This is a genomic window from Methylocystis sp. IM3, from assembly GCF_038070105.1.
Lineage (GTDB): Bacteria > Pseudomonadota > Alphaproteobacteria > Rhizobiales > Beijerinckiaceae > Methylocystis.
The window spans coordinates 437,726-458,653 of record NZ_JBBPBZ010000002.1; the positions used below are offsets into that span (position 1 = coordinate 437,726).

The 20,928-nt window shown below is 61.6% G+C and carries 20 protein-coding genes and 2 tRNA genes; 7 read left to right on the forward strand and 15 right to left on the reverse strand.

Going from position 1 to position 20,928, the window contains the following annotated elements:
* Positions 1–223 precede the first annotated feature (223 nt).
* Positions 224–880: a cysteine hydrolase family protein gene (locus tag WOC76_RS03885; RefSeq protein ID WP_341103746.1), complete on the reverse strand. Its 657-nt coding sequence runs from the start codon at positions 878–880 to the stop codon at positions 224–226.
* Positions 881–1,002: 122 nt separating this feature from the next.
* On the opposite strand from WOC76_RS03885, the gene WOC76_RS03890 reads away from it, so the two are divergent.
* Positions 1,003–1,965, forward strand: coding sequence for a helix-turn-helix domain-containing protein (locus tag WOC76_RS03890; protein ID WP_341103745.1), 963 nt, complete (start codon positions 1,003–1,005; stop codon positions 1,963–1,965).
* Positions 1,966–2,062: 97 nt separating this feature from the next.
* On the opposite strand, the gene WOC76_RS03895 is transcribed toward WOC76_RS03890, so the two are convergent.
* The 3 genes from WOC76_RS03895 to WOC76_RS03905 form a co-directional block, all read right to left on the reverse strand.
* On the reverse strand, positions 2,063–2,842 hold the full coding sequence (locus WOC76_RS03895) for a prephenate dehydrogenase (RefSeq protein ID WP_341108703.1): 780 nt from the start codon (positions 2,840–2,842) through the stop codon (positions 2,063–2,065).
* Positions 2,843–3,321: 479 nt separating this feature from the next.
* Positions 3,322–4,002, reverse strand: coding sequence for a hypothetical protein (locus WOC76_RS03900; protein WP_341103743.1), 681 nt, complete (start codon positions 4,000–4,002; stop codon positions 3,322–3,324).
* A gap of 436 nt (positions 4,003–4,438) precedes the next feature.
* A tRNA-Phe gene (locus WOC76_RS03905) sits at positions 4,439–4,514 on the reverse strand.
* 132 nt (positions 4,515–4,646) lie between these two features.
* Here WOC76_RS03905 and WOC76_RS03910 point away from each other — a divergent pair.
* Positions 4,647–5,000 (forward strand): RidA family protein, encoded by a 354-nt coding sequence (locus WOC76_RS03910; RefSeq protein ID WP_341103741.1) that lies wholly within the window; start codon positions 4,647–4,649, stop codon positions 4,998–5,000.
* Here WOC76_RS03910 and WOC76_RS03915 read toward each other — a convergent pair.
* Complete coding sequence (locus WOC76_RS03915; RefSeq protein ID WP_341103740.1) at positions 4,984–5,766, reverse strand: HesA/MoeB/ThiF family protein; 783 nt, start codon at positions 5,764–5,766, stop codon at positions 4,984–4,986. The two genes, WOC76_RS03910 and WOC76_RS03915, sit on opposite strands and share 17 nt — an antisense overlap.
* A 124-nt stretch (positions 5,767–5,890) precedes the next feature.
* Between WOC76_RS03915 and WOC76_RS03920 the strand changes: the two genes are divergently transcribed.
* Positions 5,891–6,913, forward strand: a complete 1,023-nt coding sequence (locus tag WOC76_RS03920; RefSeq protein WP_341103739.1) for a bestrophin-like domain — start codon at positions 5,891–5,893, stop codon at positions 6,911–6,913.
* A 16-nt stretch (positions 6,914–6,929) separates the two neighbouring features.
* On the opposite strand, the gene WOC76_RS03925 is transcribed toward WOC76_RS03920, so the two are convergent.
* Together WOC76_RS03925 and WOC76_RS03930 are read right to left on the reverse strand one after the other, a co-directional pair.
* Positions 6,930–8,018 carry a glycosyltransferase family 4 protein gene (locus tag WOC76_RS03925; RefSeq protein WP_341103738.1) on the reverse strand — a complete coding sequence of 363 codons (1,089 nt, stop codon included), beginning with the start codon at positions 8,016–8,018 and terminating at the stop codon, positions 6,930–6,932.
* Positions 8,019–8,873 (reverse strand): UDP-2,3-diacylglucosamine diphosphatase, encoded by an 855-nt coding sequence (locus tag WOC76_RS03930; RefSeq protein ID WP_341103737.1) that lies wholly within the window; start codon positions 8,871–8,873, stop codon positions 8,019–8,021.
* Positions 8,874–9,064: 191 nt separating this feature from the next.
* Here WOC76_RS03930 and WOC76_RS03935 point away from each other — a divergent pair, with 191 nt between their 5' ends.
* Positions 9,065–9,682 (forward strand): helix-turn-helix domain-containing protein, encoded by a 618-nt coding sequence (locus WOC76_RS03935; RefSeq protein WP_341103736.1) that lies wholly within the window; start codon positions 9,065–9,067, stop codon positions 9,680–9,682.
* A 91-nt stretch (positions 9,683–9,773) separates the two neighbouring features.
* Here the strand turns inward: WOC76_RS03935 and bfr are convergent, their stop codons facing one another.
* Together bfr and WOC76_RS03945 are read right to left on the reverse strand one after the other, a co-directional pair.
* Entirely contained in the window at positions 9,774–10,250 is a 477-nt protein-coding gene (gene bfr / locus WOC76_RS03940) for a bacterioferritin (protein WP_341103735.1), read from the reverse strand.
* Positions 10,251–10,275: 25 nt separating this feature from the next.
* Complete coding sequence (locus tag WOC76_RS03945) at positions 10,276–10,512, reverse strand: (2Fe-2S)-binding protein (RefSeq protein WP_341103733.1); 237 nt, start codon at positions 10,510–10,512, stop codon at positions 10,276–10,278.
* Between the two features lie 310 nt (positions 10,513–10,822).
* Here WOC76_RS03945 and glpK point away from each other — a divergent pair, with 310 nt between their 5' ends.
* A complete protein-coding gene (gene glpK, locus WOC76_RS03950; RefSeq protein WP_341103731.1) occupies positions 10,823–12,307 on the forward strand; it encodes a glycerol kinase GlpK in 1,485 nt (494 codons plus the stop codon).
* A 43-nt stretch (positions 12,308–12,350) separates the two neighbouring features.
* Here the strand turns inward: glpK and WOC76_RS03955 are convergent, their stop codons facing one another.
* From WOC76_RS03955 to mutY, 4 genes are all read right to left on the reverse strand, one after another.
* On the reverse strand, positions 12,351–13,529 hold the full coding sequence (locus tag WOC76_RS03955) for a S1C family serine protease (RefSeq protein ID WP_341103729.1): 1,179 nt from the start codon (positions 13,527–13,529) through the stop codon (positions 12,351–12,353).
* A gap of 34 nt (positions 13,530–13,563) precedes the next feature.
* The gene (locus tag WOC76_RS03960; RefSeq protein WP_341389722.1) at positions 13,564–13,974 is read right to left on the reverse strand and encodes a c-type cytochrome; all 411 of its coding nucleotides are present in this window, start codon (positions 13,972–13,974) and stop codon (positions 13,564–13,566) included.
* 730 nt (positions 13,975–14,704) lie between these two features.
* On the reverse strand, positions 14,705–14,965 hold the full coding sequence (locus WOC76_RS03965) for an Imm74 family immunity protein (RefSeq protein ID WP_341103726.1): 261 nt from the start codon (positions 14,963–14,965) through the stop codon (positions 14,705–14,707).
* 22 nt (positions 14,966–14,987) lie between these two features.
* On the reverse strand, positions 14,988–16,049 hold the full coding sequence (gene mutY, locus WOC76_RS03970) for an A/G-specific adenine glycosylase (RefSeq protein ID WP_341431275.1): 1,062 nt from the start codon (positions 16,047–16,049) through the stop codon (positions 14,988–14,990).
* Between the two features lie 51 nt (positions 16,050–16,100).
* Between mutY and WOC76_RS03975 the strand changes: the two genes are divergently transcribed.
* Together WOC76_RS03975 and WOC76_RS03980 are read left to right on the forward strand one after the other, a co-directional pair.
* On the forward strand, positions 16,101–16,628 hold the full coding sequence (locus WOC76_RS03975) for a DUF721 domain-containing protein (RefSeq protein WP_341103723.1): 528 nt from the start codon (positions 16,101–16,103) through the stop codon (positions 16,626–16,628).
* Between the two features lie 87 nt (positions 16,629–16,715).
* Positions 16,716–16,792, forward strand: a tRNA-His gene (locus tag WOC76_RS03980).
* 867 nt (positions 16,793–17,659) lie between these two features.
* On the opposite strand, the gene WOC76_RS03985 is transcribed toward WOC76_RS03980, so the two are convergent.
* Positions 17,660–19,387 (reverse strand): sensor histidine kinase, encoded by a 1,728-nt coding sequence (locus tag WOC76_RS03985; protein ID WP_341103722.1) that lies wholly within the window; start codon positions 19,385–19,387, stop codon positions 17,660–17,662.
* 517 nt (positions 19,388–19,904) lie between these two features.
* A complete protein-coding gene (locus tag WOC76_RS03990; protein WP_341103720.1) occupies positions 19,905–20,816 on the reverse strand; it encodes a LysR family transcriptional regulator in 912 nt (303 codons plus the stop codon).
* Positions 20,817–20,928: the final 112 nt, after the last annotated feature.

Genomic DNA, 20,928 nt, shown 5'->3' on the forward strand with positions numbered 1-20,928 from the left:
CTCAGCGAGCACCATGGCGACAAGATCGTCGATGCCATTCACGCCCTCAGCCGGTGGCTCATTTCCCAGTCCCGGCCAAGAAAAGAAATGCTGGGGATGATTGGTTGTGCTTCGATCCGCAACTGGGCGCCAGACCAGCGCCAGAACGCTGCGCTGCCTAGATATGGATCTAAGATAAGCAATCCACAAGCAATCGACCTGTTCTGTTCGCATCGCTTGCAATTCACCTCCGCGCCGCCTCCTGCGCCACTGCTTGCCGGTACGACGTGTAAATGTTGTCGCGCTCGGGAACGGAATTCGTTTCGAGGCAAGTGGCCCATTCCGCCGTTCGGAGGACGGCGGCGAACCGCGATTGCAGGACCACGCATATGACTCGGTGAATATCCTCAGCGGACGCGTAGCCTGCACTGTTCGCATAGGAAACCGACCCGCCCGCATCCGACAAAAACTCGACTGCGAAGTCCAGATGCAGGGCCTGGACAATGGTCGAGAGAATGCAGTTGTGGGTCATGTAGCCCACGATCGTCACTGTATCGATCGCATTCGCGCGCAGCCACTGCTCAAGGTCGGTGCCGGTGAACGCGCTTGGCAGCAGTTTTTCCACGTAATGATCATGCGGTCGTCTGGCGATCTCGGCATGAATCTCGCCGCCACGGCTTCCGTTGGCGAAAATTGGGCTGCTCTCCGGCGCCAGCTGCTTGACGACAACGACCTTGACGCCCGCCGCTGTCGCCACATCCATGGCGCGCGTAACGTTTTCGACGCTGACGCGGAAGGGCGGACTTTGAATAGCCAGTTCTCCGCCATCGTAGTCGTTCTGAACATCGATAACGATTAGGGCCCGACGTGGTGACGAATTGCGGACAGGTGCGATGGACATTTTGTCTCCTATGAGATTCGACGAGGAGAGCCTCAGAATAGGAGGGGCGTCGATATGCGAAACTGACCCGATTGACATCATTCGAAAGAATCAGGACATTTTGTCCGTCTTCCGGAGTCCGCATGCCCAATCCGGTCATCGCTGTCGTCGCATTTGACGGCATCAGCCCTTTCCACCTATCTGTGCCGTGCCTGGTGTTTGGTGAGGACCAAACGCAACTCGGCCTGCCGCGCTTCGATTTCCGCGTCTGCGCGCTGGAAGAGGGGCCGATCTGGACCGAGGCAGGGCTGACGCTGACCGCGCGACACACCCTCACGGGCCTTGAAGGCGCAGACATAGTCATCTTGCCAAGCTGGCATGAACTCGATGAGCCCCCGCCCCCGACCCTGGTGGAGGCGCTACGCCTTGCGCATGCGAGAGGCGCGCTGCTGGTGGGACTTTGCCTCGGCGCCTTTGCCATTGCGGCGACAGGATTGCTGTCGGGACGACGGGCAACCACGCATTGGGCTTTTTCCGAGAAGCTGAGCCAGCTCTATCCGGATATAGCTGTTGAGCCCAAGCTGCTTTACGTGGACAACGGCGATGTGGTCACCTCCGCAGGCGTGGCCGCAGGGCTCGATTGCTGTCTCCATATCATCCGGGCTCGCTACGGCGCGGAGCCGGCCTTGCGCCTCGCTCGACGCATTGTTCTCTCACCGCACCGGCAGGGAGGGCAGGCGCAATTCATAGAACGGCCAATCGCCAGAACTCCCGCTACTGACCGTTTCGCTCGGGCGCTAGAGAATGTACGCGCCACGCTCGGCGAATCGCATGATCTCGACAGTGTGGCCGAGACAGCAGGTCTGACTCGGCGGACGTTTACGCGTCGCTTCCGGAAAGCGATGGGCGCCAGCTTCAGCGACTGGTTGATCCACCAGCGGATCGAACTGGCGCAACAGCTACTCGAGTCGACCGACGACACGATCGAGATGATCGCTTTCCGCGCTGGCTTTGGAACCGCAACGTCACTACGCCAGCATTTTGCATCCGGTCTGAAGGTTTCGCCCACGCATTACCGCAGGTCCTTTTCGAAAAGCACTACGTAAGCGCTTCAGGTCAAGCGAGATTGGCGACGCCTTAGGCGTCGCGCGTCGATGCAGGCTTTCCGGTTGCATTCACAGCCGAAAGATCCCGCTCATTCAATTACACATATTCCTCGTCAATCGGCGCCGACAGGATGCCCGCCTGAGAACAAACAAGTTGAACGAAGCGCCTACGAACCTGCTGGGCGTATGGATTGGAGCTTGTAATCGCTTGAACGACCTCTGGCGCATCGTAACGAACCATGTTGACCGCTTCCATCAGCAGGTCGAAACTTCTTGTTGTCATGCGCGTGGGTAGCGGCCCCATCTGAATGAGCGCTTTGGCGATGAGATGCGTCAACGCTTGAGCCATGGCGGCCTCTCGATCATGGGCTTCTGGCGTCGTCATGATGACGCGCAAGCCAAGAACCTTTCGAAGGAAGGCGGCGACCCGGCGGCCGCGACTGCCCCGGATCGGGCAAACCGCAATCTTTAGCCCTCTGATGCCGTTGCGGGCGCTTTGCGGCCCGAACAGCGGGTGCGTGGCTACGATCTCAACCTGCTCTGGAAGGTTTCGTTTCATAATTTCAGCCGGGATCACTTTGACTGATCCGACGTCGAGCACGAGCGCTCCTGGCTGCAGGTAAGGGACGATCGCTTCAATCGTTCCCTCAAAACTGTCAACCGGCGTCGCGAGGATGACCACGGGGCATTTCGCAGCAGTCGGGAGGTCGGTTAACCTGACCCCGCGCATCTCGACCAAGCCGCCGTGCGGCGCGATCGGATCATAGGCGCACACCCCGAAATGCCCGCTAAGGTGCTGCGCCATCAAGCGTCCGAACGCCCCAAAGCCAATGACGCCAATAAACGGGTGGAAAGCGCTCTTCCTGTTTGGTGACACTGTTGAACCTCTGCAAAGATGCGAAGCCAACGGCGTCCTCCAGGGTTCAACCGCTAGCAACGCAGCGGTTGAAAGATGGCAAAGCACCTCGCCGCTAAATAAGCGGCGCGGAATAGAGCCCGGAGGAGGAGGGAGACAATGCCATAACTTAACTATGTCGGCTTCGGTCTGGATGTCAACAGCGTTCCATTGAGTGACAATATGACCCTTTAGACGTTCGGCGCATTTTCAGGCCTCCCCGCCTGCCCGAAGACCAGAATTCGCGTCAGGCGTACGACTGGAGACAATAGCGTATGTATGGGCGTTGTGGGGAAAGACGGTAGCGCTCCTGCGCTACCTTCTTATGCCACATTCAACAGTCCCCGTTTTGGGTAGCCTTATCGCCGAGCAGCGGCGCTAAACGGGCAACGAACTCGTCTTGGACCCTGCCCGCGCAAGTGTTGTCTGAGCCTCAGTGACCGCTAATCATCCCGATTGGTTCATCGCGCCTGTGATCTGCATGGCAATAGCGTCCGCCGAATTTCTCCGAGCCGGCACCCGGTGAGCAGGAGCAGCCGAATAGCGGCGACTGCAAATGGGTTTTCGGCACGCGGACCCATTCGCATCTGGCCGCCGCGCTTGCGGCGCTCTGGAGCTTCAGGAACCGCGCGGTCCGCATCCAGGACAAGACGACCTTCTTCCGCGGCGGCCAACGCCTCTCCGAGACGCGTCAATTCGTCGAATGACAGGAAGCGTTCGATCTTATGCTCCGCAAAGCGCTTCGCGCCGCGGCATGGGTTGGAAGCTGCGGGGCGATATTTCCAATCTTCGGCCAACTCGAACATTTTCGATAGAAGCGCATGAACGCGATTGGCGACGATTTCGCCGCCGCGAACGATGCGACGTCCTTGCAGCTTCGTCTTCTCATCTTTCGCGGTCTTACCAGCAGCCACTTCGCGCATGACGCGTGCGACATCCTGGCGCTCTACTTCGGAGACTTTGATCGAGCCGATGAGTGGTTTGATATGGTTGTCGAGATTTCGACGATCTTGGGCGAGGCCAGACGGCTTTTTGTGAGGGCGCGCATATTCTTCGATGTATCGCTCGCCCAGGTCTGCGACGGTCGGCAGGGCGCGGTCGCGTGATCGCTCGAGCGCAGGATTTCCGCCCGAGGCGATCAAGCCGCGCAGTCGCCGCGCCTCGTTGCGCGCCTGCTCGGCAGTAAATTCGATCCCCATGCCGTCCGATGGTGACTCGGTGGTCGCGACCGCTGCGGCTGTATTGCAAGAGGTAGATGCGGCCGCCTTTTGGCGTGACCTTACACCCAAACCCGGGAATTTCGCTGTCCCACAGGAAAGTTTCGCGCTCGCCGGGGTGTAGCGCCTCGACCGTCCGCTTCGTGATCCTGTCGCGCATGGTGACGCTCAAGAGTTGAAACTAGGCATTTCGAATGTCGCAAAGGTAGAGGCGGACGCCCATTCTAGCAAGGGGCCAGCAAGGGCGCGGAGGAAAGTCGCCGGATACTGGGGCGTCAAATAGCGAAGAGAGGGGCACCCATGGGGTTCCCGTAAATAATTGAATTATCGTATTTTAGTGCAGGGTCTCGGGGAAATGGGATGGTGCCCAGGGGCGGAATCGAACCACCGACACTGCGATTTTCAGTCGCATGCTCTACCAACTGAGCTACCTGGGCCCGCGCGGAGCGCGTGGAGGGGCTTATAGAAAGGGCTCGGCCTCTTGTCCAGCGGGGTCGGCGCAATTTTTAGCGTCTCTTGCCGGGAGGCGCCGCTTCCCCTAAACCCGCCTCGAGCAGAACGGAGGGAAAATGAGCGATATCAGGCGAATTGGCGCGGGGCCGCGCATGAGCAAGGCGGTCGTCTCCGGCAACGCCGTTTACACGGCCGGACAGGTCGCGGAGAAAACCAAGGGCGGCCCGGTCGCCGATCAGACCCGCGAGATTCTCGACCTCATCGACGCGCTGCTCGCCGAGGCGGGGACCGAAAAGTCGAAAATCCTTTCGGCCACCATCTATCTGTCCGACATCTCGACCTTCGCCGAAATGAACAGCGTCTGGGACGTCTGGGTCGACAAGGGCAACCCGCCCGCCCGCGCCACCGTCGAGGCGAAGCTCGTGACGCCGGATTACAAGGTCGAGATCGCCGTCATCGCGGCGAGGTGACGCCGGTCAGCGGATTGTCCGGATCATGGGCGTAGCGCAGCGTCTCGAAGCGCATCGCGAGCGTGTCGATCAGGAGCAGGCGCCCCACGAGGCCCTCTCCGAAGCCGGCGATCTCGCGAATCACTTCGAGCGCCATCATGGCGCCGACGATTCCCGTCAGCGCGCCCAATATGCCCGCCTCCTCGCAGCTCGGTACGGTTCCGGGCGGCGGAGGTTCGGGAAATAGGCAGCGATAGGTCGGGTTGGGCCGGCCGTCTGGCCCCGCCTCGAAGGGCCGCAGGGTGGTGAGCGACGCGTCGAAACCGCCGACGGCCGCCGTCACCAGCGGCTTCTTTTCGTAAAAGCAGGCGTCCGAAACGAGATAGCGGGTCGCGAAATTGTCCGAGCCGTCGGCGACGACGTCGTAGCCGGCGATCAGCGCCCGCGCATTCTCGCGCGTCAGCCGCAGCGCATGGGGTTCGACGGCGACATGCGGATTGAGTCGGCGGATGGCGTCCTGGGCGCTTTCCACCTTGGGCCGGCCGACGCTTGGCGTGTCGTGGATCACCTGGCGCTGAAGGTTGGAGAGCGAAACGGCGTCGTCGTCCACGAGGCCGAGGACGCCCGTTCCCGCGGCGGCGAGATATTGCAGCAGGGGCGCGCCGAGGCCGCCCGCGCCGATCACGAGCACGCGCGCGGCTTTGAGTTTTTGCTGCCCCGGCCCCCCGATCTCGCGCAGCACGAGATGGCGGGCGTAGCGTTCGATCTCCTCGGGCGAGAGGCTCATTGAGGCTCCTGGCGCACACGCGCTCGGCGAATTCGCGAGCCTGGCCCTCTTGCCGGATCGATTCGCGGCGGTTTGGGCGGCTCGGCGCGGAACATAGCCGCTCGGCCGCCCGGCCTCCAGACATATGCAGGCGATCGCGCATGAGGCGGATGGAGAGGCTCCCAATAAGCGCCAGCAAACGCTTCACCCCCTTGCGCAGGCCTCGGACTTTGCCGATTTCCCGGAGCAGGGGATCAAGCTATATAGCTGTGCAATAAGGCAATCTTGCTGCCGAGAGAGTATTGGCGCGCCTCCGGTCTGCTGCGCCAACCTAACTCATGCCTCATGCAGTCGCGCAGCGCGGAATGTGAAAAGGAGCTGGATGGCGATGCTCGAATCGTTCTCGCTGGACCGATATGTCATTGGCGTTCCGACTATTATTTTTTCCGCCATTTGCATTGCCGTATCCCAGGTCTTGATCAAGAAAAAGGTCGGCAGAGAAATAATAAAAGAATGCCACGAAGTCGGCGGTTATTATCTGGCTATCGTTGGCGGGTTTTATTCGGTCCTGCTTGGACTGATCGTATTCTCTGCGATGGACAAGTTTTCCAAGGCGGGCGACACCGTGGATAACGAAACCAGGTCGATTGTTGGGCTTTATACCTTGTCCAGTCAGTTCCCGAATGAAGGCAAGTCGCTTCAAGACAAGCTTCGAGCATATACCGACGAGGTCGCGGATAATGAATTCCATCTGATGGAGTCCGACGAAACGAGTCAAAAAGCGCACAACCTCTTGCTCGACGTCGTCGATATTTTGAAGAAAATCGAGCCGAAATCGCAGAACCAACAGGCCATCTATCCAGTGATGCTTTCTGAGGTCATTCAGCTTTGGGATAGTCGGCGCGATAGATTGAAGTCATCGAATTTCAGTATACCAACCGCGGAATGGGTCGTTTTGATCGCCGGGGCTCTCATTACGGTGGCTTTTACATTTTTCTTTACGATCGATAATCATTTAGCCCACGTCTTGATGACGGGCCTGATCGCGACCCTGATCATGACGTCGCTGTATCTTGTGCTGTTGTTTGGCGATCCATTCTCTGGAGATTTGAGAGTTTCGAACAACAGCTTTGTTCTCACTCAGAAAATCATGCAGCAAAGACGGTGACGAAGTGGCGCGGCCTTCAGGGCTGGACGGGCTGGCCCTTGTCGACGGTCTGGCGCTTGTCGTCCGTTTCCCGCAGCGCGACGACGCCGACGCCGCCGAGCGAGGCCGCGCCCCGGGCGTAAGCGATATTGTCGAGGAACTGCCTGGCGCAGTTTTCCCAGGTGAAGGCGAGGGCGTGGGCGCGAGCGGCGTCGCGCGGAATGTCGAGGGCCATGAGCGCCGCCGCGCGCAGATCCTCGCTCAGCACCCCCGCGCCGCTCGAGCCGATGACGTCGAGCGGCCCCATGACCGGGAAAGCCGCCACGGGCAGGCCGCAGGCGAGGGCCTCGAGCAGCACGACGCCGAATGTGTCGGTGCGGCTCGGAAAGACGAAGACATCCGAGGCGGCGTAAAGGCCCGCCAGTTCGCCGGGCGTCTTGAAGCCCAGAAACCGCGCATCTGCATAGCGCGCTTCGAGCGCCGCGCGCGCCGGCCCGTCTCCGGCCACGACCTTGGTCCCCGGCAGATCGAGGGCGAGAAAGGCCTCGACATTCTTTTCGACAGCCAGGCGGCCGGCGTAGAGAAAAATGGGCCGGGGAAGATCGAGCGGGACCTTCGCCTCGGGCGAGAAAATGGCGTGGTCCACCCCGCGCGACCAGCGCAGCAGGCGCCGGAATCCGCGCGAATCGAGCTCCCGTGCGAGGCTCGGCGTCGCCGCCATCACCCCGGCGCCGGCATTGTGGAAGCGGCGCAGCGCGGCGTAGCTCCAGCCCACGGGCAACCCCGTGCGCGCATGGATATATTCGGGAAAGCGCGTGTGGAAGGAGGTGGTGAAGACACGTCCGTCGCGCAGGCAGACGGCGCGCGTCGCAAGGCCGATCGGGCCTTCCGTCGCGATATGGATGTGGTTGTAGCCCTGGGCGAGACGGCGGCGCACCGCGCGCGGCGTGGCGAGCGCGAGCGAAATCTCCCGATAGGTGGGCATGGGGACGCGGCAGAAGTCCTGCGGCGTGAGGAAATCCAGCTCGGCCCCGAGCGGCGCCGCCGCGCAGGCGAGCGATTCCAGCGAACGCACGACGCCATTGACCTGCGGACGCCAGGCGTCCGTCGCGACGAGGATGCGCATTTACGCAGCCGCCGCTCTCGGCGCCGGCAGCGCCTTGACGGGCGTGGCGGCGGCGTCGCGCTCGGCCGCGGTCATGCGCCAGTGGAGCACCTCGAAACTGCCGTCCTCGTGCTCGGCCACGGCGGTGCAGCTTTCGACGAAATCGCCGGTGTTCACATAGAGCACGCCGTCGATGGTCTTGATCGTCGCGTGATGGATATGGCCGCAGACGACGCCGTCGACGCCACGCCGCTCGGCCTCCGCGGCGAGCGTTTTCTCGTAATCGCCAATGAAGTTCACGGCGTTCTTGACCTTGTATTTGGCCCAGGCGGACAGCGACCAGTAGCCGACGCCAAAGAGCCGGCGCGCGCGGTTGAACCAGGTGTTGGCGGCGATGGCCACGTCATAGGCCCAGTCGCCGAGATGCGCGAGCCAGCGCGCATTGCGAACGACGATATCGAACTGATCGCCGTGAATGACGAGCATCTTCCGGCCCGTGGCGGTTTCATGGACCGCGTGATCCACCACGTCGATCCCGCCGAAGGTCAAGCCCGTGTAGTCGCGGGCGAATTCGTCGTGATTGCCCGGCACATAGATGACGCGGGCGCCCTTGCGGGCCTTGCGCAGCAGCTTCTGGACGACGTCGTTGTGGGCCTGCGGCCAATGCCAGCCCTTGCGCAGTTTCCAGCCGTCGACGATGTCGCCGACGAGATAGATCGTCTCCGCGTCATTGTGCTTGAGGAAATCGAGAAGAAGATGCGCCTGCGCCGCCTTGGCGCCGAGATGCAGATCGGACAGGAAAAGGGTCCGGTAGCGTCTGGGCTCCGGCTCGAGGGCGAGGGCGCCCGGCATATTCGCAGCAAAGTCTTCGGCCATGAGCGCCTGCGCCTCCCGCCGTCGATGACGTTCACGCTCTTTCATCAGAGCGAGGTCACAGTCCGATGACAGCGGGAGGGGCGCGCATTGACGTCCCCCTGCGCCGTTCGATATTTCGAACGAAATCGGATAGTGTTCCGCACGACTTCAAAAGACAGGGAGCGACGCCGGATCGGCCCGGCGCGGGTAGAATGGGCGTCGAGGGCAAGGAAAAGCACAAGATTCTGGAGGCGGGCGCGCTGGCGCTCTCGGGCCAGCTCGGCGCCACCATCCAGCGGCTGCGCAAGGCCTACAACCTGTCGCTTTCGGAGCTGTCGCAGCAATCCGGCGTCGCCAAGTCGATCATCAGCCAGATCGAGCGCAACGAGACCAATCCGACGCTCGCCACCATCTGGCGCCTCGCCCAGGCGCTGGACGTCTCCATCGAGCGCGTGTTGCAGACGACGGAGGACGAACCGTTTCTCGAAAAGACGAGCAAGGCCGACACGCCGATCCTGCTTTCGGACGACGGCAAATGCCGCCTTGCCATCATCGGCTGGATCAAGACCGTCGAATGGCTGCAGGCCTATGAATTGTCGGCCGATCCCGGCGGCGTGCTGGAATCGGACGCCCATCAGCGCGGCTCGGTCGAAAGCCTGTCGGTGCGCGAGGGCGAGCTCGAGGTGGAGGTCGCGGGCGCGCGCGAGACCGTCAAGGCCGGTGAGACGCTGCGCTATCGCTGCGACCGGCCGCATGTGATCCGCAACCTTGGCAAGTCGCAGGCGCAGGCGACCATGATCTGCATGCTCAAGGCCGCGGTGATGGAATAGGGCCTGTCGGTTTCGTCCTCATCGTCGGACGCAAAAGAAAAGGCAGGCCGCTCGCGCCGCCTGCCTCCAGAAAAAGCGGCGCGCCCGCCTCTTACGACAGCCCGCCGATGTGCTTTTGCGCGTAGAGCTGCCAGCCGAGCTGCTTGATGAGCTCCTGCTGGGTCTCCAGAAAGTCGATATGGCCTTCCTCGCTCTCGATGATGCTCTCGAAGAGCTGCATCGAGACGCGGTCGTCGACCGAATCACAATAGACGGCCGCCTCAATGTAGAGCTTGCGCGCCTCGATCTCGGTCGCGAGATCGGCTGCGATGATTTCCTCGACCGTCTGGCCGATGCGCAGCGGATCGAGCACCTGCATGTTGGGAAAGCCCTCGAGGAAGAGAATGCGCTTGGCGAACTCATCCGCGTGCTTCATCTCCTCGATCGATTCCTCGCGCCATTTCTTGGCGAGTTCGAGATAGCCCCAATTGTCGAAAAAGCGATAGTGCAGCCAGTATTGATTGACGGCGGTCAGCTCCGCGCGCAGCCCACGATTGAGATAATCGATAACCTTCGCGTCGCCGCGCATGTGCAATCCCTTTCCATGGTCCCGCTCACGCCGCCAGTCCGTCGGCGCGGCAGCTGTCACAATCGCCGCTTCCGCCGCATTCGTCCAGTCTGGACGCGGAATGCTGATCGACGAGCGCGACGATGCTGCGCACGCAGCGCCCGCATTTGGCCTCGCAGCCCATGTTGCGAAAAACCGACGCGACCGAGGGCCGATCGCTGCGGGCGCGGAGCGTTTCACGCACATCGCGGTCGGACAGGACGTTACAGGAACAGACGATCATCCGCTTCGCCTAGTTTGGAAAGATTGCAAACTACCTTTTACATCAGTAGGTTACAAAATTTCCCAGCTTTTGCAACCCTGCCTGTGCCGGCTTTTTTCGAATCGGGCCCGGCCGCCATCCGGACATTCGCGAGAAGAGCGTCCCCAAGACAGATTTTGGAGTTTTTCCCCGCCCGACAACGCCAACCTCTTGAAATTTTGACCACGACGCAGCCCTGGGCGCATTCTCCCTGGCGGCCGGCGACCAGGCTCGCCAATTTGACAGGCGCGGCTCGAGCGAAGCTGAACGCAATTTTACGGAAGGGCTCGCCATGGCGCGGCATATTGGCGCAATCGACCAGGGAACGACGAGCACCCGCTTCATCGTCGTCGACGAGGCGGGCGACATTTGCGCGATCGACCAGCGCGAACACGCCCAAATCTATCCGCGTCCCGGCTGGGTCGAGCACGACGCGGCGGAAGTTCTCGCGAACACGCGCGCGGTCGTCGCCGGCGCCCTGGCCAAGGCGGGGCTGCGGCCGGGCGACCTTGCCGCCGTCGGCGTCGCCAATCAGCGCGAGACGTGCCTGTTGTGGGACCGCGCGACGGGCGCGCCGCTGCACAATGCGCTGGTGTGGATGGACATGCGCACGCAGCCGGCGGCGGACCGCCTCGCCGCCGGCGGCGCGGGCGCGCTTCTGCGGGCGAAAACGGGCCTGCCGCCTGCCGCCTATTTCTCGGGTCTCAAGCTTTCCTGGCTTCTCGACGCGATTCCGGGCGCGCGCGCGAAGGCCGAGCGCGGCGACGCGCTGTTCGGCACGATGGACGCCTGGCTCATCTGGAGCCTGACCGGCGGGCGCCATCTCACCGACGCGACGAACGCCTCGCGCACCCAGCTCATGAATCTCGCGACGCTCGACTGGGACGAGGAATTGCTGGCGCTTTTCGACATTCCGCGCGCCTGCCTGCCGGAGATCCGCTCGTCGAGCGAGATTTACGGCCATTGCCTCGATCCGCTCGCCGGCGTCCCGCTCGCCGGAGCGCTCGGCGACCAGCATGCGGCCTTGCTCGGGCAGGCCTGCGTGAGCCCCGGCGACGCCAAGAACACCTATGGCACCGGCTGCTTCCTGTTGATGAATACGGGCGCGACGCCGCGTCCCTCGCAAAGCGGCCTGCTGACGACGCTCGGCTACAAGCTCGGCGCGGCGCCCCCCGTCTATGCGCTGGAGGGCTCGGTCGCCATCGCCGGGGCGCTGGTGCAATGGCTGCGCGACAATCTCGGCCTCATCGAGACGAGCCATGAGATCGAGGCGCTGGCGCGGACGGTTCCCGACAATGGCGACGTCTATTTCGTGCCCGCCTTCTCCGGGCTCTATGCGCCACGCTGGCGCGGCGACGCGCGCGGGATCATCGCCGGGCTCACCCGATTTTCAAACAAGGGCCATATCGCCCGCGCCGCGCTCGAGGCCGCCGCCTATCAGACGCGCGAGGTGGTCGCCGCCATGGCGGCCGATTCCGGCGTCGCCCCTGGCGCGCTCAAGGTCGACGGCGGCATGGCGGCGAATGATCTGCTGATGCAGTTTCAGGCCGACATTCTGGGCGCCCCGGTCGTGCGGCCGCGCCAGCTCGAAACGACCGCGCTGGGCGCGGCCTATGCCGCCGGCCTCGCCGTGGGCTTCTTCAAGAGCGTGGACGACATCGCCGCCCATTGGCGCACGGAGCGCCGCTTCGAGCCCGCGATGGGGGAGGAGGCGCGCGCCCGGCTGATCGGATCATGGGAGAAGGCCGTGGAGAGGTCGCTCGGCTGGGCGGTTTAGGCTCGGCGCCAAGCTCCGAGCCTTTGGTTTTTTCGACCGTCAATCACCGCGGTTGGCACAAGATTTGTACAGTAAACTTCTTCGCGCGCGTAGCGAGCTCGTCCGGCGAGATCGGCGTTTTGTCCGGAGAGGTGTTTGCTTTCAGATCGTTGGCTGCCAGAAACCCCACTGCGATGCCCGCCTTGATCGCGAAATTCACGTTTTGCGCCAAAAACTCTTTTTTCAACTGCGCATTTATGACCCCCACAACATTGCCGGTCTGGTCGAGCAACGGACCGCCGCTGTTGCCCGGCTGGATCGGCGCGGAGATTTGGAGCCAGCTGGTATCGTCGTTGGGACCGGCCACGGCGCTTACATTGCCGATTGTGAAATTACCCGAATGCGTGAGGGTGCCCGACAAGGGAAAACCATAAACCGCAACTGTCTCGCCTAAACGAACCCCCGCGTTCCAGGCAGGGACGGCGGCCGGCTTGATTTTCGACGTCACCAGAGCGAGGTCATTTTTCGTGTCCACGCTCTTTACGATGCCCTCCTCGTAGTATCCCGCGCCGACTTGCCATATCGCGACGACGGAGCATCCCTCAATCACGTGAAAATTAGTGAGGATGTCCCCCTCGTTGGAAACGAAGAAGCCGGTGCCTGTTGATATTTTGGTGGGCCGTTCGGCAGGCTCTTTAGGCTTTGTTTCTTTTGGAGCCGCCTCTTCCGGCGCCGTTCCCTCCGGGTTCCCACGAGCCGACTGGCATTGGATCAGCGCCTGGACCGCTCGTCCCGATAATGTCAGGTCTAACCGGCCGATCCCTTCCGAAAAAACGGCTTCGCGGGCTCGAACGAAGTCATAGAGAAACTGTGTCTTGAAATTGGCGAAAATCAATCCTGGATAGTCGCCGCCTCGAAAGCCGGTGAACTCTCCCTTCCACTGTCCATAAGGGGGCAGTTCCACACGCAGTTGATAGGACTTGCCGATTGTAACCCAGTCCCAATTGGGATTCGTCAGCGCAATGAATGCTCCAAACTCGGCGCTCCCGAGGCCCAGCCAGAGCATCGTGCGGTTATTGTATTCCACTTTGGCGAGACAGCCGCCGATATTGTCGCTGTAACCTATGGCCCAATTGCCTATGTTGCCATAGTTCTGATCGATGTTCAGACCTCTGGCGTCCGCCGTGGCAAAATTTCCGAAGGTTGCGAGAACGATCAGGAGCTGTGGAAGAAACTTTCGCACAAACTTCAATCCTGTAAACTTGAAAAGGAAAAGTCTATTTCTTCGGCGCTTGCAAGCGGTAGAGATAATCGACTAATGCAAGAATCCTTCCGCGAATGATCGCCTCGGGATCAGGCAGATCCGATAAAGGCCAGGACTCCATGGGCTTCGGGCTGAGCGCAGAACTCGGAAGAGGGGCGTAGCGGTACCCCCATACAGGCATGTCGCGGGTGCCATGCGCCTTGACTTCCTGACGTCCGTCGATCTTCTCGTAGACGGCGCCGAGCGGAAAAACGCCGCCGTTCTTTTTCGATAGCTGCGTCAGATCGGCAGGCGGCGTTTTCAACTGACCGGCGAGGGGCCCATCGCCTTTTCCATCAACGCCATGGCAAACCGCACATTTTGCATCGAATTCCACTTTGCCCGCGTCCGAGTCTTTCGCATCGGCCGCGCCGATCTGTAGCAAAATAGCGCAAGGAAGAAACGCAGCGCCTCTCAGCCTGATCATTCACAATTCCTCCGTTACAGAATTGATTTCATTGTTCGCGCGATCGTCAGAAGCAGGAGCCCCAATGCAGGAAGCGCCCATAACGATCCGCGCAGTAGACGCGCGGGAAATGCCGCGCCGGTCGGCGACATCTTCCCCAGTGGATGAACCGGCCATTGCGACGATCGTAGCAAAACCAGCGTATCTGGGAGATCGGAGGGCCCATTTGCGCCAATGTGGCGCCAAGGGAACTTCCTGCCGAAGGCATTGCCTCGACTTCGCCAACGGATGCGCACATCAGCGCGGTCAAGATAAAAATATTGCGCATTTTCAATTTATTGCCCGCCTTCAAATCACTTGTTTCGAGTCTTCTGGTGTGTAGCGTCAATCTGCGTCAATCGCTTTTACGAATACACAGACATGCACAGGTCTCTTTGTTGAGACGTTAGTTTAATCGCAATTAGCAATTTTACAACGAAGCCCGGAGCACGAAATTCTGCCCCGCTCCGCGTCGAGTCTCTATTCATTTACTTGTGCGGGCGCGGACGCCAAAACTCATCCGCCTGAAATATTATCTTTTTTCTTTGTCCCTGCATCTGTCTGGGTCTCCGCACCGTCTGCGAGACACATTCGGCGCGGCAACAGGTCGCAGCGGATCATTCCGTCGGAGTGCGGCCTCGAGCGGAAGACGCCTGGAGCGCAGCCGAGCCTAGTCGAAATCCACCGTGAGCCCGTGCTTGGCGAGTTCCTTCTCCACGGCGTCGAGGATCCGTTGCAGGTCGACAATGTCGATCTCCGTCTCCTCGTCGGGCGCGTCCCAATGGTCGATCTCGTCCAGCCGCACGACGAAGTCCGTGTCCTCACCCGATTCGGCGTCGGGGGCCTCGGCGTGGATCGTCAGCGTTCGGCCGTCCTGGCGCACGCGAATCGCACCTTCCGTCATCTCGACCTTGATCTTCGCCCGCGCCATCGTCTTTCCTCCGTCAGCCCCGTCAAAGCAGCCCCGCCGCCGCCGCGGCCTTGCGCATGAGCGTCGGCAGGCCTTCCTTGTCGAGATCGCCCCGCGCCGCCCAGCGGCCCTCGGCGACGGCCGGCCGCGCCGATGTCGTTTGCGCCACGAAGACGGTGGCGTCGAGCGCAAAATGGGTAAACACATGGGCGACGGTTTCGGGCAGCGCCCGCCACTTCGCGGGGCAGGGCGCGAAATCGAGCCACGCTTCCGGCGGCGCGTCGCGGTCGAAGGGCGTCGCCGGAAAGGCGGTCATGCCGCCAAAGAGCCCCTTCGCCGGCCGGCGGACGACGAGCGCGCAATCGCCGCGCCGCAGGATGAAGATGGCGCCGCGCCGCTTCGGCTTGCCGGCCTTTTTCTCCTTGACCGGATAAGCCTCCGCCGCGTCGGCCGCGTAAGCGGCGCACTCGGTCGAAAGCGGGCAGGCGCCGCATTTGGGGGCGCGGGGCGTGCAGACGGTCGCGCCGAGATCCATCAGCGCCTGAGCGAAATCGCCCGCCCGCGCGGCCGGCAGCATGGCCTCCGCCAATTCCCGGACGAGCGGCTTCGCCTGGCGCAGGGGCGCGGCGATGGCGTGGAGCCTCGCCATCACGCGCTCGACATTGCCGTCGATCGCGGCGGCGGGGGCATCGAAGGCGATGGCCGCGATGGCGCCCGCCGTATAGGGGCCGACGCCGGGCAGGCTTCTGAGCGCGGCTGCGCTTTGCGGGAAACGCCCGCCATGGTCGCGGGCGATTCGTCCGGCACAGGCGTGAAGATTGCGGGCGCGGGCGTAATAGCCGAGCCCCGCCCAGGCCGCGAGCACCTCGTCGAGCGGCGCCGCCGCCAGCGCCTCGACCGTCGGCCAGCGCGCAAGAAAGGTCTCGTAATAGCCTTTCACCGCAGCGACCGTCGTCTGCTGCAGCATGATTTCGGAAAGCCAGACGGCGTAAGGATCGGCGCGCTCCCCCGGCCGCGCCCGCCAGGGCAGATCGCGCCGATGGGCGTCGTACCAGGCGAGGAGCGCGGCCGCGCGCTTTCGCGGGCTTGCGGAAGGCTTTATCATCGCCGCAGCCATAGGGGGCGCGCCGGCCCGCCGGCAAGGGAGAAGGCTCACATGAGCGCCGCGCCACGGGGAAAAGGGCGATTCGCCCGGCCCCTCGCCGAATATGTGCAAAAGCAGATCGACCCGCTCGCCGCGCGGCAGGGCTTTGGGGAAGCCGCGCTGCTGATGCGCTGGCCGGAGATCGTCGGCGCCCGCGTCGCGGACGTCTGTGCGCCCGAACGTCTCCAATGGCCGGCGCGCGCCCGCAAGGCCGCGCCCGGCCGCCCCCAGGAGCCGGCGACCCTCATCCTGCGGGTGGAGCCGGGCTTCGGCCTCGAAATCCAGCATATGATCCCGGCCATTCTTGACCGGGTGAACGCGCATCTCGGCTGGCGCTGCGTCGATCGCGCCACGCTGCGCCAGCAGGCGCTCGCGGTTCGGTCGGCGCCGCGCCGCCCACCCCGCGCCGCCCCCGACCCCGCTGCGCGCGCCAAGGCCGAAGCCGCGACCGAGGGCGTGGCGGAGGAGGCGCTGAGATCCGCGCTGATCCGGCTCGGCGAAAGGGCGCTGGCCGGCAGGCAAAAGGACGGGACGCGCTGAAAATGCGTCGAAAAGGCAGACATTCCGCCCCGTGCGTCAGAACGCTTGCAATCCAGACCGCTTGCGCATAGTTTCGCGCCGCGTCGGGCCGCCATAGCTCAGTTGGTTAGAGCACCAGATTGTGGATCTGGGGGTCCCCCGTTCGAGCCGGGGTGGCGGTACCATAGAAATCAATAATTTGCTGAATTTGCGCTTGACCACTGTAGTGGCCAAGTAACGCCCCACGTAACAGGCGGCGGGCGGTCACGCGCCGTTGCAAACGACCAAAAAATCGTCGGACCGCCCGTCAGGGAGGTCTTGCACAAGCACGGCCTGACCGCGGTACACGTCGGCGCCAGCTCGTTGAGCGCTTGCGGAAGAGCGGCGTGACGCGCCGCGCCATCGGGGACGCGCTAGAAGATTTCCGGGGCCAAACCTGCAAGGACGCTGAAGTGGCTGACAATAGCGCAGCCTTAAGGCAGGCGCCGACATGGATCGGATGAAAAGGCGCGAGGAAGAAATATTGAACAGCCTTCCCTGTCACGGTCGCGTTGTCTGCGACAAATGTTTTCGTAACCGTCCCGTCGTGTTTGATCAGACAATCAGGGAAGAGGGCGGCTGGAGGATCACCGCGAATCCGCTCGCTTGGGGCACGTGAAGCCCTCGGGGCGCGACGATCCTTGCGTCCGCGAGATCGAGGCCAGAAATCAAGAGTCAGTTTCTCCCGAACCGCCGGAGATCGTGGCGTCGCAGAGCGCGCTTCCGCCATCGACCGGAGCGGCTGCGGCCCTAATGATCGCTCAACCGATCGCAGCGTCGGCGCACAGGGGTGGGGCATTTCGTTCACACCTTCCCTTGCTCTCGGCTGCGGCGGCGCTTCTCGTAATGGGGGGTGCGGCATGGTGGCTCAATAAGAGCCAAGCGACGACGGGCTCCCCCGAGACGGCGTTGTCGACGCAAGCGGAAAAAATATCGCCTCCGACCCTCGCTTCAGGCTTCTTCCACCATGGAGTCGGCCGACGAGCGGACTCTTCCGGAGATGATTCATTACGTTATTCACAAGACGCACGTGGCGCCTCGACGCTGAAGCGTGAGCCATGGCCCGGAATGGAGCAGACCGATAACTCATGGCCGAGCGTATCAGCCGCAGTTCTAGCGATCCACAGACCGAGACCAAGGCCGCCTGTGTCGGAATTTAGGCGGCTGAATTTTCCGAAAACGTTGTCGCATTTATCTTTTGGAATTCCGATCCCGGTGTCATAAATCTCGATCAAAACGCGTCCGGACCTTCGTCGGCAGCAAATCAAAATTCCACCCTTAACCGTGTAGTTAATCGCGTTACCAATCAGATTGCGAATGATCGCCTCGAGAAGGATGGGGTCGCTTAATACGTTTTCACCGCACGATCGCAATCTGATTCTTAGGCCTTTCTGATCAGCCTTAGACGCCCACTGATCCACGGCTGAGCGGAGCAATGGTCCGATCGCGACTGACTTGTGCTCACGGGGCCCTTCATCGAGTCGCGTCGCGGTAACCAAGGCGTCAAGCTGGCTGTTGAGGCGTTCGACCGCTTCATCAGCCGCCGCTAAATATCGGTTTTCATCTTCTTTATCCTGCGCGCGGCTGCGCAACCTGGACACAGCCATGAGTATTTGCAGCGGCTGTCTTAAGTCATGTCCAGCGATAGCAAGGATCAGACCTTTGAATTGATTCGCTGCGGAAAGCTCTCTCTCGTGGGCGTGCAGGGTTTCCATCAGCCGGTTGAACGACTCGCCGAGCTCGCGGAACTCGGGGGCTTCCAGACGTCGCGGGACATAGACTTGGTAATCATCCCGCTGCGATCCTCGGATCACCTTGAGCAGCCGCTCGATGGGCCGTCGGATGGCGTTCGCGCCAACCGCCCACGCGAGCGCCAGGGCGGCGCTAAGGCTCAAAAGGCTCAGCGCAAAGCTTCGCCACTGCTCGGCGTAGAGCGAAGCAAATGCGTGCTCGCGATCGACCCCAAAAAGAATAAATAAATCCGGCGGGGGCACCGTGATCGGAACGTAGCCGTAAATTACATCTTTGCCTTGATCGTCCTTTAGCTCCGCGGTCGCGGGCGAAGCGGCGTGGATCATTGTCAGTTGTTCCGGAGTTGCGTTCTTTCCGACGCGGCCGGTCGCGCTGGGCAGCTCGGCCAAAATGGTCCCGTGCCGATCTGTGATCAAAAGCGACTCGCCAGGTTGGAATGGAACTCGGCGCAAGTGACCGGCAAACCAGTCCAAGCTCAGATAGGCGACGGCGATCGCTACAGTCTCTTCTTTGTCATTCCGAATTGGATGGGCGAACGGGATGGTCTTTTCACCATTGATTCGGCTTACGGTGTAATCGCCGGTCGAGAACTTTCCAGTTTTCAGCGTCTCCGCAAAAAAGTTACGATCGCCGATCGTAGCTCCTGAATTCCCAGGTATGCTCGCGCACTGGAGCGTGCCGTCGCGGTCGGCGATGGCGAGCACAAGGTCTTTTCGATACTGCTTGGCAAGTTCCCCGAGCGTCTCCGTGCACTCCAGGGGATTCAGCGATTTTGAAACCGGCAGTTCCGCAACGGCCCCCAATAGGCGTTCGATCCCGTTCACAATGCCGTCTAGCTCGGCGTTTCGATGTTCAGCTGTCGATAAGGCCGAGCTGCGAATCTCCCGCTCTCGCTCGTTGGCTCGCAGAACTTCATTAATTCCCTGCACCGCGAGTGTCGGGAGCAGCGCGATCAGCGTCACCGTGAAAAGGCGAACCGATATGTTCACGACCTGCCCCCCGTAGCGATCGCCGTCAAGCGCCCGATTCTAGTTTTCTTATTGTGCCTCGCCTTTTCAGCTAATAACTTGACCCTCTTTTTCTATAGGTTGCGCGTTTGTCGCTTTCAGCCCATTCTAGGCCGAGGCCCGCGCGCGATAGCAGGCGGGCGAGCGCTATTTCAGGGCGGTGAGATCGGCTCCGAAATTGATGTGATACGCCTGACCGTCGATGACGAAGGCCGGCACTGATTTCACGCAATATAGGTCAGCACATGGGCCTGCGTCGGATTAAGCCCGGCTGTCCCGGCGATCGCCCATTGATCCGCGCGCATGACGGCGCAGATGCGATCGAGACCGTCGCGAATCCGGCGAGGGTTATTTGGGGCTCTGGCGGAACAGAGGTCATACCTTATGCATAGGACGCCTATGTAATGACGTCAAGAGCAATTTGAAGTGGGGACTGCGGTGGAAACGCGAGCGCTGAGCATTTGCGCGTTTTGCTGCCGGCCATCGTCGCTGGCTCGGCCTATCGGGCCGCGGTGGAAAGATCGGTTGGGCGTTTCCGCGATTCAATGACCGTCAAGAGGCCTGGCTTTTCGCGGCCGGAGGCCGCGAGTCTTAGGCCTTCTCTGACACGCGCAAGAGCTTCATCGGCTCGGCCGGCGGCGTAGACGGCGTGACTGGAGTAGGAGAACTCGGGAGCGCCTCGCACTCGATGCAACCGTCCGTCATCGATGAAGGGTTGCGCCGCGCCAATGCGGAAATACCCAGAACCGCCGACTGATAAAAGGAAGGTCAGCGCAAGCGGTCCAAGCGAAATCGACGTGGCGGGACTACCAAGCTCAGGGAAGGCCGCCTGATGATTAGCTTGGAACGCGGCGCCCCAATCTACGAAAATGTAAGTGCTTGGATCGACGTCTCCGTCAGGCGAGCTCGTCACTTGAACAAGCTTTTCTTCCATGAGCAACTCGCAAACGAGGCCAGACCGCGGAGGCGGGCTATAGACGACCGCCAGGTCTAGAGATCCCTCTTCGACGCGTTCGACGAGGCGCGTCGCAGCATCGACTTCCGCTCTGACCGCGATGTCAGGACACTCCAGGCGCATCCAAATTAGCCAATCGGCGAGCAAGGGATGCCAAAGGCTCAGTTCGCCTCCGAGGGTGATTTTGTCGGCTTTGTTGGCGGGAAGCGCGACCTGTTGCCGGGCCCTCTCCCAAATCTGCACAAGTGTCTCGGCATAGCGCTTGAAGCGTTCACCAGCTGGCGTCAGTCGGGCGCCCGCCTTGTTTCGAATGAAAAGCACCCGGTCGAGTTCCATTTCCAGCGCTCGAATTCGGGCGCTGACGGCGGTTTGGGTCAGGTGCAGGCGCTCGGCGGACGCAATGAAGCTTCCGCTTTCAGCCACCACCAGAAAGGTTCGAGCAAGGTTGATGTCCATGGGTAAGTATCAAAAAAATTGATATTAAATTCAATAAAACAAATTTGTCTGATCGCAAATCAAATGCGAACCTGTTTTCCGGGAAATGGGGCTCAAACCGCTTCGTCGTAAT

Excerpts from the sequence above, each read along its gene's own strand:
- WOC76_RS03885 (WP_341103746.1), bottom strand. The coding sequence starts at position 880 with ATGTCCATCGCACCTGTCCGCAATTCGTCACCACGTCGGGCCCTAATC.
- WOC76_RS03920 (WP_341103739.1), top strand. The coding sequence starts at position 5,891 with ATGCAGGCGATCGCGCATGAGGCGGATGGAGAGGCTCCCAATAAGCGC.
- bfr (WP_341103735.1), bottom strand. The coding sequence starts at position 10,250 with ATGCGCGGCGACGCGAAGGTTATCGATTATCTCAATCGTGGGCTGCGC.
- glpK (WP_341103731.1), top strand. The coding sequence starts at position 10,823 with ATGGCGCGGCATATTGGCGCAATCGACCAGGGAACGACGAGCACCCGC.
- WOC76_RS03930 (WP_341103737.1), bottom strand. The coding sequence starts at position 8,873 with ATGGCCGAAGACTTTGCTGCGAATATGCCGGGCGCCCTCGCCCTCGAG.
- WOC76_RS03915 (WP_341103740.1), bottom strand. The coding sequence starts at position 5,766 with ATGAGCCTCTCGCCCGAGGAGATCGAACGCTACGCCCGCCATCTCGTG.
- mutY (WP_341431275.1), bottom strand. The coding sequence starts at position 16,049 with ATGATAAAGCCTTCCGCAAGCCCGCGAAAGCGCGCGGCCGCGCTCCTC.
- WOC76_RS03890 (WP_341103745.1), top strand. The coding sequence starts at position 1,003 with ATGCCCAATCCGGTCATCGCTGTCGTCGCATTTGACGGCATCAGCCCT.
- WOC76_RS03965 (WP_341103726.1), bottom strand. The coding sequence starts at position 14,965 with ATGGCGCGGGCGAAGATCAAGGTCGAGATGACGGAAGGTGCGATTCGC.
- WOC76_RS03945 (WP_341103733.1), bottom strand. The coding sequence starts at position 10,512 with ATGATCGTCTGTTCCTGTAACGTCCTGTCCGACCGCGATGTGCGTGAA.
- WOC76_RS03990 (WP_341103720.1), bottom strand. The coding sequence starts at position 20,816 with ATGGACATCAACCTTGCTCGAACCTTTCTGGTGGTGGCTGAAAGCGGA.
- WOC76_RS03910 (WP_341103741.1), top strand. The coding sequence starts at position 4,647 with ATGAGCGATATCAGGCGAATTGGCGCGGGGCCGCGCATGAGCAAGGCG.
- WOC76_RS03975 (WP_341103723.1), top strand. The coding sequence starts at position 16,101 with ATGAGCGCCGCGCCACGGGGAAAAGGGCGATTCGCCCGGCCCCTCGCC.
- WOC76_RS03935 (WP_341103736.1), top strand. The coding sequence starts at position 9,065 with ATGGGCGTCGAGGGCAAGGAAAAGCACAAGATTCTGGAGGCGGGCGCG.
- WOC76_RS03925 (WP_341103738.1), bottom strand. The coding sequence starts at position 8,018 with ATGCGCATCCTCGTCGCGACGGACGCCTGGCGTCCGCAGGTCAATGGC.